13 protein-coding genes are annotated in these 15,327 nt (G+C 58.3%); 10 read left to right on the top strand and 3 right to left on the bottom strand.

All coding sequences use genetic code 11. The features are described from left to right. Positions 1-113 precede the first annotated feature (113 nt). The 3 genes from ACIQJ2_RS17880 (at position 114) to ACIQJ2_RS17870 (ending at position 3,875) form a co-directional block, all read left to right on the top strand. On the top strand, positions 114-2,168 hold the full coding sequence (locus ACIQJ2_RS17880) for a prolyl oligopeptidase family serine peptidase (RefSeq protein ID WP_400667102.1): 2,055 nt from the start codon (positions 114-116) through the stop codon (positions 2,166-2,168). A gap of 161 nt (positions 2,169-2,329) precedes the next feature. Beyond that, positions 2,330-3,253 (top strand): Gfo/Idh/MocA family protein, encoded by a 924-nt coding sequence (locus ACIQJ2_RS17875; RefSeq protein ID WP_400667104.1) that lies wholly within the window; start codon positions 2,330-2,332, stop codon positions 3,251-3,253. A 76-nt stretch (positions 3,254-3,329) separates the two neighbouring features. Further along, positions 3,330-3,875: a GrpB family protein gene (locus ACIQJ2_RS17870; RefSeq protein WP_400667106.1), complete on the top strand. Its 546-nt coding sequence runs from the start codon at positions 3,330-3,332 to the stop codon at positions 3,873-3,875. 30 nt (positions 3,876-3,905) lie between these two features. Here ACIQJ2_RS17870 and ACIQJ2_RS17865 read toward each other — a convergent pair whose 3' ends face one another. Together ACIQJ2_RS17865 and ACIQJ2_RS17860 are read right to left on the bottom strand one after the other, a co-directional pair. Beyond that, complete coding sequence (locus ACIQJ2_RS17865; RefSeq protein ID WP_400667108.1) at positions 3,906-4,355, bottom strand: DNA polymerase III subunit chi; 450 nt, start codon at positions 4,353-4,355, stop codon at positions 3,906-3,908. Positions 4,356-4,387: 32 nt separating this feature from the next. Next, positions 4,388-5,884 carry a leucyl aminopeptidase gene (locus tag ACIQJ2_RS17860; RefSeq protein ID WP_400667110.1) on the bottom strand — a complete coding sequence of 499 codons (1,497 nt, stop codon included), beginning with the start codon at positions 5,882-5,884 and terminating at the stop codon, positions 4,388-4,390. Positions 5,885-6,093: 209 nt separating this feature from the next. Between ACIQJ2_RS17860 and ACIQJ2_RS17855 the strand changes: the two genes are divergently transcribed. The 7 genes from ACIQJ2_RS17855 (at position 6,094) to rsmA (ending at position 14,640) form a co-directional block, all read left to right on the top strand. Then, on the top strand, positions 6,094-6,876 hold the full coding sequence (locus ACIQJ2_RS17855) for a phosphatase PAP2 family protein (RefSeq protein WP_400667112.1): 783 nt from the start codon (positions 6,094-6,096) through the stop codon (positions 6,874-6,876). A gap of 103 nt (positions 6,877-6,979) precedes the next feature. Continuing rightward, positions 6,980-8,158 (top strand): LptF/LptG family permease, encoded by a 1,179-nt coding sequence (locus ACIQJ2_RS17850; RefSeq protein WP_199150713.1) that lies wholly within the window; start codon positions 6,980-6,982, stop codon positions 8,156-8,158. Beyond that, positions 8,155-9,240 (top strand): LPS export ABC transporter permease LptG, encoded by a 1,086-nt coding sequence (lptG, locus tag ACIQJ2_RS17845; protein ID WP_400667114.1) that lies wholly within the window; start codon positions 8,155-8,157, stop codon positions 9,238-9,240. The genes ACIQJ2_RS17850 and lptG overlap by 4 nt, the downstream gene beginning before the upstream one ends. Continuing rightward, positions 9,241-11,625, top strand: coding sequence for an LPS-assembly protein LptD (locus ACIQJ2_RS17840; protein ID WP_400667116.1), 2,385 nt, complete (start codon positions 9,241-9,243; stop codon positions 11,623-11,625). A 210-nt stretch (positions 11,626-11,835) separates the two neighbouring features. Then, positions 11,836-12,780: a peptidylprolyl isomerase gene (locus ACIQJ2_RS17835; RefSeq protein WP_400667118.1), complete on the top strand. Its 945-nt coding sequence runs from the start codon at positions 11,836-11,838 to the stop codon at positions 12,778-12,780. A gap of 7 nt (positions 12,781-12,787) precedes the next feature. Then, complete coding sequence (pdxA, locus tag ACIQJ2_RS17830; RefSeq protein ID WP_400667120.1) at positions 12,788-13,813, top strand: 4-hydroxythreonine-4-phosphate dehydrogenase PdxA; 1,026 nt, start codon at positions 12,788-12,790, stop codon at positions 13,811-13,813. Then, entirely contained in the window at positions 13,813-14,640 is an 828-nt protein-coding gene (rsmA, locus tag ACIQJ2_RS17825) for a 16S rRNA (adenine(1518)-N(6)/adenine(1519)-N(6))-dimethyltransferase RsmA (protein WP_199150832.1), read from the top strand. Before pdxA ends, rsmA begins: the two co-directional genes overlap by 1 nt. Positions 14,641-14,664: 24 nt before the next feature. On the opposite strand, the gene gmk is transcribed toward rsmA, so the two are convergent. Then, a complete protein-coding gene (gene gmk, locus ACIQJ2_RS17820; RefSeq protein WP_199150833.1) occupies positions 14,665-15,327 on the bottom strand; it encodes a guanylate kinase in 663 nt (220 codons plus the stop codon).

Below are 15,327 nucleotides of genomic sequence, written 5' to 3'. Positions count from 1 at the left end.
ATCGCCACCATAGATCCAGAGAACGATATAGCCGCGGAAGCACGGTTGCTTCCGCGGCTATTGTTTGATTTGGTTGAAGGCGATCACCACCAAAAATGGAATGGCGAGCCTCGATGCACCTCCACCTTGAACATGACGACGATCCGCGAACCCTGCAATTCGTTGCCGCGAAGGATGCCGAATCCGAACGGCTTCTGACGACACCGGAGTTCGAGGCGGATCGCGACGCCATCAAGGCGATGATCGAGCGTGAGGACCGGCTGATCGCGACGACCCGGCGCGGTAACTGGCTGTTCGATTTCCATCGCAGCGCAGATCATCCGCTCGGCCGCTGGTATCAGCTACCGGCCAATCTCGCTCCCCTGCCCGATGCTCCCTGGGAGCCGATCTTCGATCTCGACGCCTTCTGCGCAAAGGAAAACAAGCTTTGGCTCTGGCGTGGCGCGCTCACCTGCCCCTGGGAGCCGACACGGGTGCTGATCTGCCTTTCCGACGGCGGCTCCGATCCCATCCGCATGCTCGAATTCGACTGCGAAGCGAAGAGCGTCGTCGAAGGCGGCTTCGATACGCCGGCGGTGCGGAGCCACGCAACATGGCTGAGCCGCGACGAAATCGCCTATTTCGGCTCGATCGACCGCGAATCCTCGACGCGCTCCGGTTGGCCGCGCGTCGGCCGCCGTCTAAAGCGCGGACAAGCCCCCGCTGACGCGCCTGTTCTCTACGCTGCAGCCGATAGCGACATCTATGGCTCCTGCGCGGTCTCCGACCCGGTGCTGGCAGGCCTGGCGACAGAAGCCACCGCCCGGCAGATCCGCATCTTCACCGCCAGCCACGAGATCAGCAGTTGCAGTGTGTTTATCGAAGATCGGGACGGCTCATTGCGTAAGATCGATCTGCCTGAGGATATCGACTTCGGCTTCAACCACTCCCATCTCATCTGGCTTGCCAAGACGGACGAACGGATACCCGCCGGGAGCCTGGCGCTGCAACCTCTGCCGCTTGAGCCGGGCAAGACCGGGACGCCACGCATCCTGTTCTCACCCGGCGAGCGGCAATCGGTTTCGCAATTCCTGCTCATGCGCGAATGGTGTGTCTTCGTCGTCTCCGACAATATGGAGCCGCATCTTTTCGTTCTGGACCTGACCAGGCCAGATGCTGAAGTTCAGGAAATCGTGCTACCAGCAGACGTCCAGACCGTGTCCTTCCAGGCACTCTATTCGGATCTGCATCTCGGAGACGACACGCTGCAGGTCTACGGCTCGGGCTTTGTGCAGAAGCCATCCTGCTATCATCTGAACCTTAGCAATCGCCAGGAGCCACTGGAACTCAAGCTTATCGCGAGCGCGCCCAGCTATTTCGACAGCGGCGGCATGACATCCTTCCTGCTGGAAGCCACCTCCGAAGACGGCACCAAAGTGCCCTATCATATCGCACTGCCGAAAAGCTGGACCAAGGGCGAGCTGCCGGTACTGCTGTATGGCTATGGCGGGTTCGACGTCTCGCTCGGCCCATATTATTCCGGCGTCATCGGCCGCTGGCTGGAACAGGGCAACGCCTATGTGATGGCCTATATTCGCGGCGGCGGCGAATTCGGTCCGAACTGGCATCGCACCGCCAAAGGACACGGCCGCCACAAGGCCTTTGCGGATTTTGCCGCCGTTGCCCGCGATCTCGTTGCGCGCGGCTTCACCACACCGTCCCGAATCGCCGGAAACGGCGGCAGCAATGGCGGGTTGCTGACCGGCGTCATGGCGACGCGCTATCCGAAGGATTTCGGCGCCATCTGGTGCCAGGTGCCCGTGCTCGACATGACACGCTTCCATACTTTCCCTGCCGGCAAAGCCTGGATCGACGAATACGGCAATCCCGACGATGCGGCCGATCTTGACTATCTGCGGTCCTATTCGCCGCTGCACAACATCAAGCCGGCATCGGAAGTCAGCTATCCGCCGATCTATATTGAAAGCTCGAGCAACGACGATAGGGTGCATCCGTCCCATGCACGACGGTTTGCGGCGCGACTCGAGGAGCTCGGGCATCATCCGCTCTTCCGCGAATTCGGCTCGGGCGGCCATGGCGGAGATGGCGCTTCGACCGAATTGGCGGCGCGCACGGCGTTCGGATACAGCTTCCTGCGAGAGACGATCGTGAAAGCGAAGGGTGTCTGATCTATCTTTTGGCACTGCTTCGCATATGCCGGAAACACGGCGAAGGGCATGGTTACCAGGGGCGGCGCGCGGACAAGCCGCCCATCGCAATCAACCGCCCTTGCTCGCCGACAGCATTCTGATAAAGATCAGATAAATAATCATACTAATCGAGAGACACCATGCCCACCATCAAGCTCGCTATTGTCGGCGTCGGCAAGATCGTCCGCGACCAGCATCTTCCATCCATCGCGAACAATGCAGATTTCGAACTGATCGCCACGGCAAGCCGCCATGGTACGGTTGAGGGTATTCCGTCGTTCACGACCATCGAGGCCATGCTCGACGCTGTGCCCGAGATCGATGCCGTATCGCTCTGCATGCCGCCGCAATATCGCTACGAAGCTGCCTACAAGGCGCTTTCCGCCGGCAAGCATGTCTTTCTGGAAAAGCCGCCGGGCGCAACCTTGAGCGAAGTGGCCGATCTTGAGAACCTGGCGAAGGCTAAGGGTGTCTCACTTTTTGCAAGCTGGCATTCGCGCTATGCGCCTGCAGTGGAAGCGGCCAAATCCTTCCTTGCCGGAACGACCATCCACAGCGCTCATGTGATCTGGAAGGAAGATGTCCGCCATTGGCATCCGAACCAGGAATGGATCTGGCAGGCCGGCGGCCTCGGCGTTTTCGATCCCGGCATCAACGCCTTATCGATCGTCACCCATATCCTGCCGCCGCTTTTCCTGACCGGCGCGACACTGGAATTCCCTGAGAACCGCGATTCGCCGATCGCTGCGGACCTGCATTTCAAGAGCGGCGCTGGCCTTCCCGTCCATGCCGAATTCGACTGGCGCCAGACCGGCAAGCAGAGCTGGGATATCGTCGCCGAAACGGCGGCGGGCCAAATGGTTCTGGCCGATGGCGGCTCCAAGCTTTCCGTCAACGGCGAACAGACCTTCTCTGCGCCGGAAGCAGAATATCCTTTGCTCTACCGCCGTTTTGCCGAAATCGTCAAAGCCGGAACTTCGGATGTCGATGTCTCGCCGCTGCGTCACGTCGCCGACGCCTTCATGCTCGGCAAGCGCAAATTCGTCGAAGCATTTTACGATTGATACACATTTCCCGATGAAGACAATACGATCCGCAACGTGCTAGCGTAGCGTATCGTCCTCATCGGAGATGATGCCTATGGCATCGGAACATGAACAATCCTTCGGGCTCGGCGTCGGTCATAAATCCGTCCGACTGGCCGAGCCAAATCAAAGTTGGCACGAGGCTTATTTGCTGGAAGAGGCCACCATCCGCCGCGCGCTCGGCGAACTTGCCGTCGATGTCCAGCATTTCGGCAGCACCTCCATTCCAGAGATCAAAGCCAAGCCGATCATCGACATTGCGGTGGGAGTGCGACGCTTCGACGACGGCCTCGCCTGCATCGAACCGATGGCATCCATCGGTTATGTCTACGCCGGCAGCAATATCGTTCCCGACGACCATATTTTCGGCCGCGACATTGCAGGGGACACCCGCACGCATCTGGTCCATGTCGTCGAATATGGTGGACCGACCTGGCGCAATTTCCTCATGTTTCGCGACCGAATGCGCAGGGAACCGGAGCTGGCACATGCCTATGAGGCGCTAAAAGTCGAGCTTGCGGCGAAATACGCCAATGATCGCGCGGCCTACACTGCTGCGAAAAAGGACTTTATTCAGAAGATCCTTTCAGAAGGCGAATAGAGCAACTCCCCGCCAGACGACGGGATGCACTCAAGCTTTCTTTTCCCAGCGGCCATCCTGCGTCTGCTGCCAGTAGGTGAGGTTATGTCCTTCGCCTTTCAGGCGCTTCCACTGGGACCGCGCGCTTTCCAGCTGCTCCTGATCATAGCCGTCGAACATCAGCACGACGCGCTGATAAGCTCCGACATCCGTGACTTCGGCGCCATCGATGAAGAAGCGCACGGTGGCGCCATTTATATTGTCGGGCGAAACCGTCAGCAAAACCGGCTGGCGGCCTGCCGTCTCCTCTGCGTCGGTGCCATGCGGCAGGAAACTATTCTCACGATATGTCCAGAGATGGGTATCGAGAAGATCGCGCCGCGCGGGCTCGCGCAACTGAACGGCGACCTGCCAGCCGCGCTCGACGCTTTTGTCGAGAAGCGGCGGCAGGGCATCCTCGAGTTTCGATTCTGTCAGATGATAGAAGAGTACGTCTGTCATGCGGCCCCTTCTATCTTACAAAGCCCGGCAGGTCACGATTCGTAGTGAGCCCGAACCAATTCGTCGAGCAAGCGCACGCCGAAGCCGGAACCCCAGGATTGGTTGATTTCATCCTGAACCGAGCCCATCGCTGTACCGGCGATATCCAGATGCGCCCATGGCGTTTCCCCGACGAAACGCTTGAGGAACTGGGCAGCGGTGATCGAACCCGCATAACGGCCGCCCGAGTTCTTCATGTCGGCAAACTTGCTGTCGATGATCTTGTCATAGTCCTTACCGAGCGGCATGCGCCACAAGCGCTCGTCGGTGACAAGACCTGCGGCCGTCAGCTCGCCTGCCAGTGTGTCGTCGTTGCTGAAGAGGCCGGCCTGCAAATTGCCGAGAGCAACAAGGATGGCGCCGGTCAGTGTCGCCAGATTGATCATGAACTGCGGCTTGAAGCGATCATTCGTGTACCAGAGCGCGTCGCAGAGAACGAGCCGGCCCTCGGCATCCGTATTGATGATTTCGATCGTTTGGCCGGACATTGAAGTGACGATATCGCCCGGGCGCTGCGCATTGCCGTCTGGCATATTCTCGACCAGGCCGATGACGCCGATGGCGTTCACTTTCGCGCCACGAGCCGCAAGCGTGTGCATGAGGCCGGTGACGGCAGCCGCGCCGCCCATGTCACCCTTCATTTCTTCCATGCCGGCTGCGGGCTTGATGGAAATGCCGCCAGTGTCGAACACGACGCCCTTGCCGACGAAGGCGATCGGCTTGTCTTTCCCCTTGCCGCCCTTCCATTGCATGATCACCAGACGCGGCGGGCGGGCGGAACCTTGCGCCACGCCGAGCAGTGCGCCCATTCCAAGCCGGCGCATCTCCCGCTCCGTCAGGATTTCGACCTCGACGCCGAGCTTCTCCAACTCCTTGGCCTTGGCTGCGAATTCGACCGGTCCGAGAATGTTCGGCGGTTCGTTGACGAGATCGCGCGCAAGGATCACACCGCCGGCGATGGCCTCGGACGCGGCAAAAAGCTTCTTGGCGGAAGCCGCGTCCTGGGTGACGATAGTGACCTTCACAGCCTTGCGGGCGTTGCCCTTTTCCTCGTCATCGTTCTTCTTCGTCTTATAGGTATCGAAGCTATAAGCGCGCAGCAGCATGCCCAAGGCAAAATCCGCGGCCTGCTTGGCGCCGACATCGACACCATGCGCATCGACGAAAATGGCAACTTTCTCGACATTGCGAATCTTCGCAGCGGCGCTGCCGCCTAGCTTTAGCCAGTCATGGGCGCTGATATCCTTCGCCTTGCCTGTGCCGATAATGATGATCCGGTCGACGGGCGCGCCTTCGGGAGCGATGATATCCAGGCTGCTCAACGCCTTGCCCTTGAAGCCGGATACCGGCGCGGCTTTGGCGAAAACACTGGCCGGATCGGCGCTCTCGGCGCCTGCGGGCAAGTCTCCATCCGTACCTTTCAGAAGGATAGCCAGGCCACCGCTGAGGCGAGCCGACTTGGCGAAGGAAATCTCGAATTTCACAGACATCTCTGCTCCACTAATCACGCGTGTTCATCAGGTGAATTTTTCTACAACCATCATTGAAGGTTTCATTAGGGAATACAAGCGATTGGCGGCATATTCTCTGAGGAAGCGGATTGACGGCCGCAAATTTCCTGTCATTCAATTAAGCTAAAATGGCAAGGCTGGCATCTCGCGGAGCCCGGCGACATTAGTTTTTCCTGCGAAAGGCAACCTTGAACATAGACTCCAACGGCCCGAACCGCGACGATCGTTTTTCCAAAGTTCTGCGCCCACGCAACGCCGGCGACGCCTTCATCAGCCTTTTTTGCCTCTGGTGGGGTCTGCTGGGTCTGTTTTCGCTCTTTCCACAAATTGACCTTGCGGTTGCGAAGTTGTTCTTCGCTCCGACGCAATGTCTGGTTCCGTCGAGACTCGGGCAAATCTGCGGGTTTTTCCCCTACAGCAACGATCGCATCCTAAGTCTGCTTCGGGAAGCGTTTCTCGACCTGCCATATATTGTCGCATTCGTTCTCGTCTGGATGCTGTTCAAATGCTGGCAACAGCATGGAGCAACCTTCAACAGCCTCAGAGCAAGAAATCTCAAGATCGCACTAGGCTCGCTGCTGATCGGCCCGGTCCTGATCGTCAACGTTTGGCTGAAGGCCTTCTCCGGGCGGCCGCGCCCGCGGCAAACCGACCTCTTCGGCGGCTCCCTCGATTTCGTCCAAGCCGGCTCCTTCGCTGGCAAATGTGTCAGCAACTGTTCGTTCATTTCCGGTGAAGCGGCATCGGCTGGCTGGCTATTTTGCTTGATCCTGATCATCCCACGACCGATGCGTTCGGTCGTAGCGCTGCCGATTGCCGCCGTTTCGTTGCTGATTCCGGCGCTCAGAGTGGCTTTTGGCGCCCACTACCTATCCGATGTCGTGCTTGGCTGGCTGTCTTCGCTCGTCGTATTCGCCGCCCTGGTGGCATTATCTCAAACGACACACAACAGAAGAATCTCGGAAAATTAACGATTTTTTCGCAAGTTGGTTGTCGCCAAAAAAACGCAAACAGCGTAGATGAGGATGGAATCTCTGTCGGCTCGCCCGGCGAGTGTTGCGTTTAAGGGCCGGCATGAAGTTATTCGAAACCTATATCGTACGGCGTGCCGGTATGATGTTCCTGGTGGCGTTGCTGCCGGTGCTCGCTATTATTTGGACCACCCAGGTTCTGCAGCGCATCAATCTCGTAACGGATAGCGGCCAGTCGATGGGATCGTTCGCGATGCTCGCGACGCTTATCCTGCCGACGATCATTCCGATCGTCCTGCCTTTCGCGCTTGTCATCGGCATCACACAGACATTGACTGCCATGAACAGCGATTCCGAGCTGACGGTCATGGAGGCGGCCGGTGCCAAGCGCAGCATCATCATCCGCCCGATCATGATTCTCGCCATCGCGGTCAGCGCGTTTTCGTTCTTCGTGGATAACGTCGTCGAGCCCAAGGCTCGTGTCGCCGGTCGCCAGATGGTGGCGGAGGCCTATGCCGACCTGCTCTCGACTGTGATCGAAGAAAAGAACTTCCGTCGTATCGAAGACGGCCTGTATGTACAGATCTCGCAACGCATGTCGGGTCGCATCCTTAAGGGTCTTTTCGTCGTCGATTCCAGAGATCCTTCTTTCGACCTCATCTATTACGCCAAGGAAGGCGCCGTTGACCCCAGCGGCACATCCCTGCTGATGAAAGACGGCGAAGTTCATCGCAAGACTGCCGATGGCAATGTCTCCGTCATCAAGTTCGATTCCTATTCCTTCGACCTCTCGGATATGACCCAGAGCCGCGGTCAGGCAACCTTACGCGCCAGCGACCGCAGCCTCGGCTTCCTGCTCAATCCGGATCCGAATGATCCTGACGTCAAAGCGCGGCCAGGTAATTATCGTTCGGAACTGCATCGCCGTCTCAATGAGTGGGCCCTACCGGCTATATTTGCCTTGATCTCGCTCGTGATCGCCGGTGACGCGCGCTCGCATCGCGAGGCGCGGCTGCATCCGATGGTGTCGGCGCTGACGATTGCTTTTGCGCTGCGCTGGGCCGATTTCTATGCGGCCAACCAGATCGACAGCAATCCCAAGTTCGTCGGCGTTCTCTATGCCATCAACATTCTGTCCGCTCTCATCGCCACAGCTCTGCTATTGCGTAACCGCAAGATGACCATGCCGGTCACGATCCGTAACCGCCTCAGCAATTGGAGGCAGAAAATCCAGGATCGCATCCCGACGGCGCCGAACGGTTCGAACGGGAGCGGCGCATGATCTTCGGAACACTCGGACGCTATTTCTTCAGCCGTTACATTGTAACGACGTTCTGGTTCTTCCTCGGCGTCGTCTCGATCGTATACCTCGTCGACTTCAGCGAAAATGCCGGCCGGCTTTCTGGCTTGCCTGGTTACACGGTTTCGCTCGGTCTCGTGATGACCGCCGTCAGATTGCCGCTCATTCTGCAGCAGACAGTGCCGTTTATCGCTCTTTTCGTCGGCATGACGGTTTTGATCGCGCTGAACCGGCGCCGTGAACTGGTTATTGCGCGCGCGGCGGGTATTTCGGTCTGGCAGTTCATGACGCCGTTTATTGTCGGCGCTTTTTGCGTGGGATTGCTGACCACGCTTGCCCTCAACCCGATTGCAGCTTGGGGACAGCGTCAGGCGGAAACGATGGAAGCCGATCTGCGCGGCGACCCCTCCTATCACAACCGGCTTTCCGTCCCATGGCTGCGTCAGTCGGACGGCAAAGACGACACGATCATCGGCGCAAAGGCCATTCTGAACAATGGAACGACCCTGATGGGCGTCGTGTTTATCCACTTTGATTCACAGGGAAACATCATCTCCCGACAGGACGCGGAGTCGGCAAAGTTGGAAGATGGTTACTGGCTTCTTAATAATGTCATCGAACGACGGCCCGGTGAGATACCGGACCACAAGAGCTCGATACAGGTTCGTACGAATCTGAAACAGGATTTCGTATCCCAGCGCCTAGCGCAGCCGGAAACCATTGCTTTTTATGATCTTTCTAATCGAATAAAGGTCGCGCGGTCCTTCGGCATCTCGACCAATGCACTCGAAACACAGTTTTATTCGCTCGCGTCGCAGCCGCTCCTTCTGGTGGCGATGACGCTGATCGCAGCAACTGTGTCCCTAAAATTCAGCAGATTCAACCAATCGCGTTCCGTGATTCTGGGTGGAATCCTCTCAGGCTTCGTGCTTTATGTTGTCACCGTGCTTGTAAAGGCATTCGGGAGCAGCGGAGTGGTTCCTCCCTTCGTGGCGACATGGGTACCCGTGATCGTCGCATTGGCATTCGGAGCAACGATCCTGCTTCATCAGGAGGACGGCTAAGTGGCGGCAGGCAACCGCGAGAGTATCAGAAATATTGTGGCTGCCCTCATCACGGGCACGGCCGCATGCGCATATGTTATGAGCCCGGTCGTCGCGTACGCCCAGTCGAATAATGGCAACAACAATGGCGGCACTGGCGCTGTGACCTCTCCCGTAAAGGTCAACGTGCCGGAGGGCTCGAAACTTGTCCTCTCGTCCAATGAACTGACCTATAACAAGGACGCACAGATCGTCACCGCAATCGGTGCCGTTCAGATCAACTATGGCGGCTATAAGATGGTCGCCCAAAAGGTTGAATATAATCAGAAAACCGGGCGGATGATGGCTCTCGGCAATGTCGAGCTGATCACGCCGGACGGCAATCGCATGTATGGTGACAAAATGGATGTCACCGACAGTTTTTCCGATGGCTTCGTGAACGCACTACGCGTTGAAATGCCAGACAACACCCGCATGGTCGCCGAGAAGGGCGAACGCGTCGGCGGCACGCAGATGATTCTGACAAAGGGCGTCTATACGGCTTGTATGGCCTGCTCTGAGCAAGGTCGCGCGCCGCTATGGCAGGTCAAGGCGCAGCGCGTCATCCAGAACGGCGTCACCCATACGATACGCTTAGAGCATGCGCGCTTCGAGCTGTTCGGCCATCCGATCGCCTACGTCCCTTGGATTGAGGTTCCGGATAACACCGTAAAGCGCAAGTCGGGCTTCCTGTTCCCGTCGGCAAGCATCTCGCAGCGCCTCGGCTTTGGCTTGAAGGTTCCTTACTACTACGTCATCTCACCTAGTATGGACGCCACGGTTACGGCCACGGGCTACACCAACCAGGGGCTGCTGCTTGAAGGCGAATTCCGTCAACGACTTGAAAACGGCACGCATACCTTGCGCGTTGCCGGCATCAGTCAGATGGATCCCGGGACGTTTACTGCGGGCACCAGCGACGCCGAACATAAGACACGTGGTATGATCTCCTCCAAGGGAGACTTCAGGATCAATCCGCGCTGGACTTTTGGCTGGGATGTTATGTTGCAGAGCGACAATAACTTCTCGCGTACCTATGGTCTGGACGGTATTAGCCAGAGCACGCATACAAACCAGGCCTATTTGACCGGCATCGGAAAGCGCAACTATTTCGATATGCGCGCCTTCTACTATAACGTACAGGATGCGGATAACAGCAACACTGCGCAGAAGCAGCAGGCCTACGTCTATCCGAGCATCGACTATCATTATGTCGATCCGAAATCGGTCTACGGCGGCGAACTGTCGGCGACGATGAATTTGACGCATCTGTCGCGTGACAAGACGTCCGTGCTTGATGCAACCACCGCTCTTGGCGATTCGAGCCTCAACGACCGTTATCTCGGTCTTAAGGGCGACTATACGCGCCTGAGTACTGAACTGCAGTGGCAGCGCACCTTCACCACCGATCAGGGACTGGTGTTGACGCCGTTGGCTGCGGCTCGAGGCGACGTCTACGGCCTCGATATGAATGCACCGAGCGCCGGCACCTACTCCGGTAACTATGACAACAGCGACTATGCGACGCGTGGCATGGTCACCGCCGGCCTTGAGGCCAAGTATCCGTTCCTCATCACGACCAATAACAGCACGCATGTGTTCGAACCAATCGCGCAGATTTACGTGCGCCCGGACGAGCAGCTTGGCGGACGGTTGCCGAACGAGGATGCGCAGAGCTTCGTCTTCGACGCGACCAACCTGTTCGATCGTGACAAATTCTCCGGTTTCGACCGCGTAGAAGGCGGTACGCGAGCCAATCTGGGTTGGCGCTATACCGGCAGTTTCGACAGCGGCTACAGATTGCAACATATCTTCGGCCAATCCTACCAGCTGGCCGGCCGCAATTCATTTGCGACCACCGACCTCGCCGGTGTCGGCTCGGATTCCGGACTTGAAACGACCCGATCCGACTATGTCACGATGTTCGGCTTGACCACGCCGCAAGGTATCTCGCTGTCGACCTCCTATCGCTTCGATGAGAAGGATTTTGCCTTCCGCCGCGGCGACACCTCGGTCGGCTTCGCAAACGACATATTCCAGACCTCATTGATCTACACCCACATTGCCGCCCAACCGCAATATGGCTTCACGAGCAATCAGGACGAAATCCAGTCCCGCGCTCAGATCAAGTTCAAGGAGTACTGGTCGGTTTTCGGAACGGTAAGCTACGACATCAACAACGGTCAGTTTACGCGTCAGGGCGTCGGTCTCTCATATGAGGACGAATGCACGATCTTCACGATCTCGTTCCTCGACAAGAAGGATTCGACCGCGCAGGCCGCAAGCGACTGGTCTGTCGGCGCCCGCATCACCTTCCGCACGCTTGGCGACGTCAACCTCGGCAATGTGCAGAACGCAACGTTCTGATATATAGAAAAATATTGGATAAAGCCGGCTTCGCAGCCGGCTTTATTATTGCAACGCGGACCGCTATTCCCTTTGCGTCATTGTTTCGCCGCAAGGATTTTGCAATTCATCGCGCCTGATGTAGACATGTGGCCCAAGCTTGCCGTATTGCGCCTATGGCGTGCCGATATGGCGCATGCCGATAGAAAGACCTTTGGGAAGGGGTAGTTGATGTTTTCTGGAAAGACACCGATTCGCGCTCTGGTGTTCGGAGCCGCAGCCCTGGTCATGGCAAGCTTCGCCGTGCCGAGCAGCGATGTCGCTTTCGCGGCAAGTGAGGTAAAAGTCCTTGTCAACAGCCAGGTCATTACATCGGGCGATATCGCCAAGCGTGTCAACTTCCTGAAGTTGCAGCGCCAGAAGGGCGACCTCAACAAACTGGCGAAGGAACAGCTCGTCGATGAGACTCTGAAGCGGTCGGAAATCTCCCGCCTGCGTATGTCGGTATCGACGACGGAAGTCGATGCTGCCTTTGGTCGTTTTGCTGCCAGCAACAAGATGTCAACCCAGCAGCTCAGCCAGATCCTCGACAAAATGGGCGTGACGGTTGAACACTTCAAATCCTATATCGCCATTTCCATGAGCTGGCCGCGCGTGGTCAATGCCCGCTTCGGCTCAAGCAGCCGCCTGTCGAACGACGCTCTCGTCACCCGCATGACGGAGAACAAGACGAAGCCCGTCACGACAGAGTACTTCCTGAAGCAGATGGTTTTCGTGGTTCCGGCAGCAAAGCGCAATGCCATCCTGAAGTCGCGCAAGGCCGAAGCTGATGCATCGCGCGCCAAATTCCCAGGCTGCGACCAGGCGAAGGTCTTTGCCGCAACCATGCGAGATGTTTCCGTTCAGGATCTTGGCCGCGTGCTCGCACCTGATGTTCCGGAAGTCTGGAAGCCGTTGCTCGAGAAGGCATCCGGCAACACGACGGCGACCGTCGTTACCGACCGCGGCGTCGAATACATTGCCATCTGCTCGCAGCGTCAGGTTAATGACGACGTCGCCGCAGCAGCTGTGTTCCGCGCCGAAGACATCGGCAAAAACAACGCCCAGGGCGTCAGTGCAAATGACAAGAAGTACATGGACGAGCTGCGCTCCAAGGCGCAGATCGTCTATCGCTGATCGGCCAATGCCCTCGCGCCCAACTATTCCCCTGGCGCTTACGCAAGGGGATCCGGCAGGCATAGGACCAGATATCACGCTCGCTGCCTGGCTACGCCGCAGCGAGCTTGATCTGCCACCCTTCCTGTTTCTCGGCGACCCAGCCGTTCTCGCCGCACGGGCCTCACAGCTGGGTCTGAGCGTGCCGTTAAAGCAGGCTGATCCGTCCGACGCCTGCGATATCTTTCACGACGCTCTGCCCGTTCTCCCGATCGACGGTGGAGCGACGGTCGTCGCGGGAGAGCCGCACGTCAATACGGCGCGAGGCACGATTACGGCCATTGAAATGGGCGTTTCTCTCAGCATGAGCGGCAAGACGTCGGCAATCGTCACCAATCCGATCGCCAAGTCGGTCCTCTATGACGCAGGCTTCGGCTTTCCGGGTCACACCGAGTTTCTGGCAGATCTTGCAATGCGTGCGACAGGCAAGTCGGTCATGCCGGTCATGCTTCTCGCCGGCCCGAAACTCCGTGCCATCCCGGTTACCATCCATATTCCCCTAAAAGACGTGCCCCAGGCGCTGACCTCGGATCTTATTGCCGAGACCTGCAGGATCACAGACCACGACCTGCGCACTCGTTTCGGCATTGCCAAGCCGCGCCTGGCGGTTGCCGGCCTCAATCCGCATGCCGGAGAGAATGGCGCGCTCGGCAAGGAAGACGACGAGATCATCCGGCCGGCGATCGAGATCATCCGCACTGAAGGGATCGATGCCTTCGGCCCACTGCCCGCCGATACGATGTTCCATGACGACGCACGCCGCCGATACGACGTCGCCATATGCATGTACCACGATCAGGCGCTGATCCCGGCCAAGGCGCTTGGCTTCGACGATTCCGTCAACGTAACCCTCGGACTACCATTCGTCCGCACCTCGCCCGATCACGGCACCGCCTTTGGTATTGCCGGAAAGGGTATAGCCAAAGAGACCAGCCTGGTCGCCGCCCTCAAGCTGGCGAGCGAGATCAGCAGCAAGACTGGAAACAACCGCTAATGGCTGCGCTCGATGGCCTGCCGCCTCTCCGCGATGTGATCCAGCGTCATGGCCTCGACGCGCGCAAGGCGCTCGGCCAGAATTTCCTCCTCGATCTCAACCTGACCCAGAAGGTTGCCCGCACAGCCGGTTCCCTGGAAGGCGTCACCGTTTTCGAAGTCGGGCCCGGACCCGGCGGCCTGACGCGCGCGATCCTGGCGCTCGGCGCGGCCAAAGTCATTGCCGTCGAGCGCGATGCTCGTTGCCTGCCTGCATTGGCCGAGATCGCTGACCATTATCCGGGTCGGCTCGAGGTTATAGAGGGCGATGCTCTGAAGACGGATTTTGCGGCTCTTGCACCGCAAGGGCCAGTCAAGATCATCGCCAACTTGCCCTACAATGTCGGCACGCAGTTGCTGGTGAACTGGCTCCTGCCAGCGCAATGGCCGCCTTTCTGGCAGTCGCTCACGCTGATGTTCCAGAAAGAAGTTGGCCAGCGGATCGTCGCACAGGAAGACGACAATCATTACGGGCGTCTCGGCGTGCTCTGTGGCTGGCGCACGCAAGCGCAGATGGCCTTCGACATATCGCCGCAGGCCTTCACGCCGCCGCCGAAGGTAACGTCGAGCGTGGTGCATCTGACACCGAAGGAAAATCCCATTCCCTGCGCTGTCGAAAAGCTTGAGATTGTGACGCAGGCCGCCTTCGGCCAGCGCCGTAAGATGCTGCGGCAGAGCCTGAAACCGATCGGCGGAGAAGCACTGCTGCTCAGGGCCGATATTGACCCTCAGCGCCGGGCGGAGACACTTTCCGTAGAAGAGTTCTGCCGGTTGGCAAATTGCCTCTGATCGGGTCAGAGCTTCCGATCAACCTTAAAGCTTCGGCGTCTCTTCCAGCAAATCCCGAACGAAATCGAACATGCCGTGACGGCGATCGCGACGCAGCCGCTCTGCCTTGACGATCGACTGGACGGCGTCGAAGGCGACGTTCAAATCGTCATTGATGATGACGTAATCATATTCACGCCAATGCCCGATTTCGGCTCGCGAATTGGCGAGGCGCATCGCTATGACTTCTTCCGAATCTTCGGCCCGACGATGCAGACGCGATTGCAGCTCCGTCATGGTTGGCGGCAATACGAAGATGGAGACGACATCCGCCGGCATTTTCTCCTGCAGCTGCTGTGCGCCCTGCCAGTCGATGTCAAAGAGCATGTCGCGCCCTTCGGACATCGCCGTTTCCACGGGCTCGCGCGGCGTGCCGTAGAAATTGCCATGCACCTCGGCCCATTCGAGCAGCGAATCTGAATCGCGAAGGCGTTCGAACTCGCGTTGCGAGACGAAATGGTAATGCACGCCCTCGATCTCGCTCGGGCGGCGCTGCCGGGTCGTGACGCTGACCGAGAGGCTCACCTGCTTGTCTTTGTCGAGCAACGTGCGCGCGATCGTTGACTTGCCTGCGCCTGACGGAGAGGAGATGGCAAGCATCAGCCCCCGGCGGGCAATTGCGATGGATGTGGATGTTGCCGGCTTCAT

The sequence above is a fragment of the Rhizobium sp. NPDC092011 genome (assembly GCF_044756305.1).
Taxonomy (GTDB): Bacteria; Pseudomonadota; Alphaproteobacteria; order Rhizobiales; family Rhizobiaceae; genus Rhizobium.
The sequence above is the reverse complement of the archived record's forward strand: the minus strand, read 5'-3'. Positions and strand labels throughout refer to the sequence as shown.

Bases quoted from the DNA above. Each gene is read 5' to 3' on its own strand.
- ACIQJ2_RS17875 (WP_400667104.1), top strand. From the start codon at position 2,330: ATGCCCACCATCAAGCTCGCTATTGTCGGCGTCGGCAAGATCGTCCGC.
- ACIQJ2_RS17870 (WP_400667106.1), top strand. From the start codon at position 3,330: ATGGCATCGGAACATGAACAATCCTTCGGGCTCGGCGTCGGTCATAAA.
- ACIQJ2_RS17835 (WP_400667118.1), top strand. From the start codon at position 11,836: ATGTTTTCTGGAAAGACACCGATTCGCGCTCTGGTGTTCGGAGCCGCA.
- rsmA (WP_199150832.1), top strand. From the start codon at position 13,813: ATGGCTGCGCTCGATGGCCTGCCGCCTCTCCGCGATGTGATCCAGCGT.
- ACIQJ2_RS17860 (WP_400667110.1), bottom strand. From the start codon at position 5,884: ATGTCTGTGAAATTCGAGATTTCCTTCGCCAAGTCGGCTCGCCTCAGC.
- ACIQJ2_RS17880 (WP_400667102.1), top strand. From the start codon at position 114: ATGCACCTCCACCTTGAACATGACGACGATCCGCGAACCCTGCAATTC.
- ACIQJ2_RS17850 (WP_199150713.1), top strand. From the start codon at position 6,980: ATGAAGTTATTCGAAACCTATATCGTACGGCGTGCCGGTATGATGTTC.
- gmk (WP_199150833.1), bottom strand. From the start codon at position 15,327: ATGAAGCCGGCAACATCCACATCCATCGCAATTGCCCGCCGGGGGCTG.
- lptG (WP_400667114.1), top strand. From the start codon at position 8,155: ATGATCTTCGGAACACTCGGACGCTATTTCTTCAGCCGTTACATTGTA.
- pdxA (WP_400667120.1), top strand. From the start codon at position 12,788: ATGCCCTCGCGCCCAACTATTCCCCTGGCGCTTACGCAAGGGGATCCG.
- ACIQJ2_RS17865 (WP_400667108.1), bottom strand. From the start codon at position 4,355: ATGACAGACGTACTCTTCTATCATCTGACAGAATCGAAACTCGAGGAT.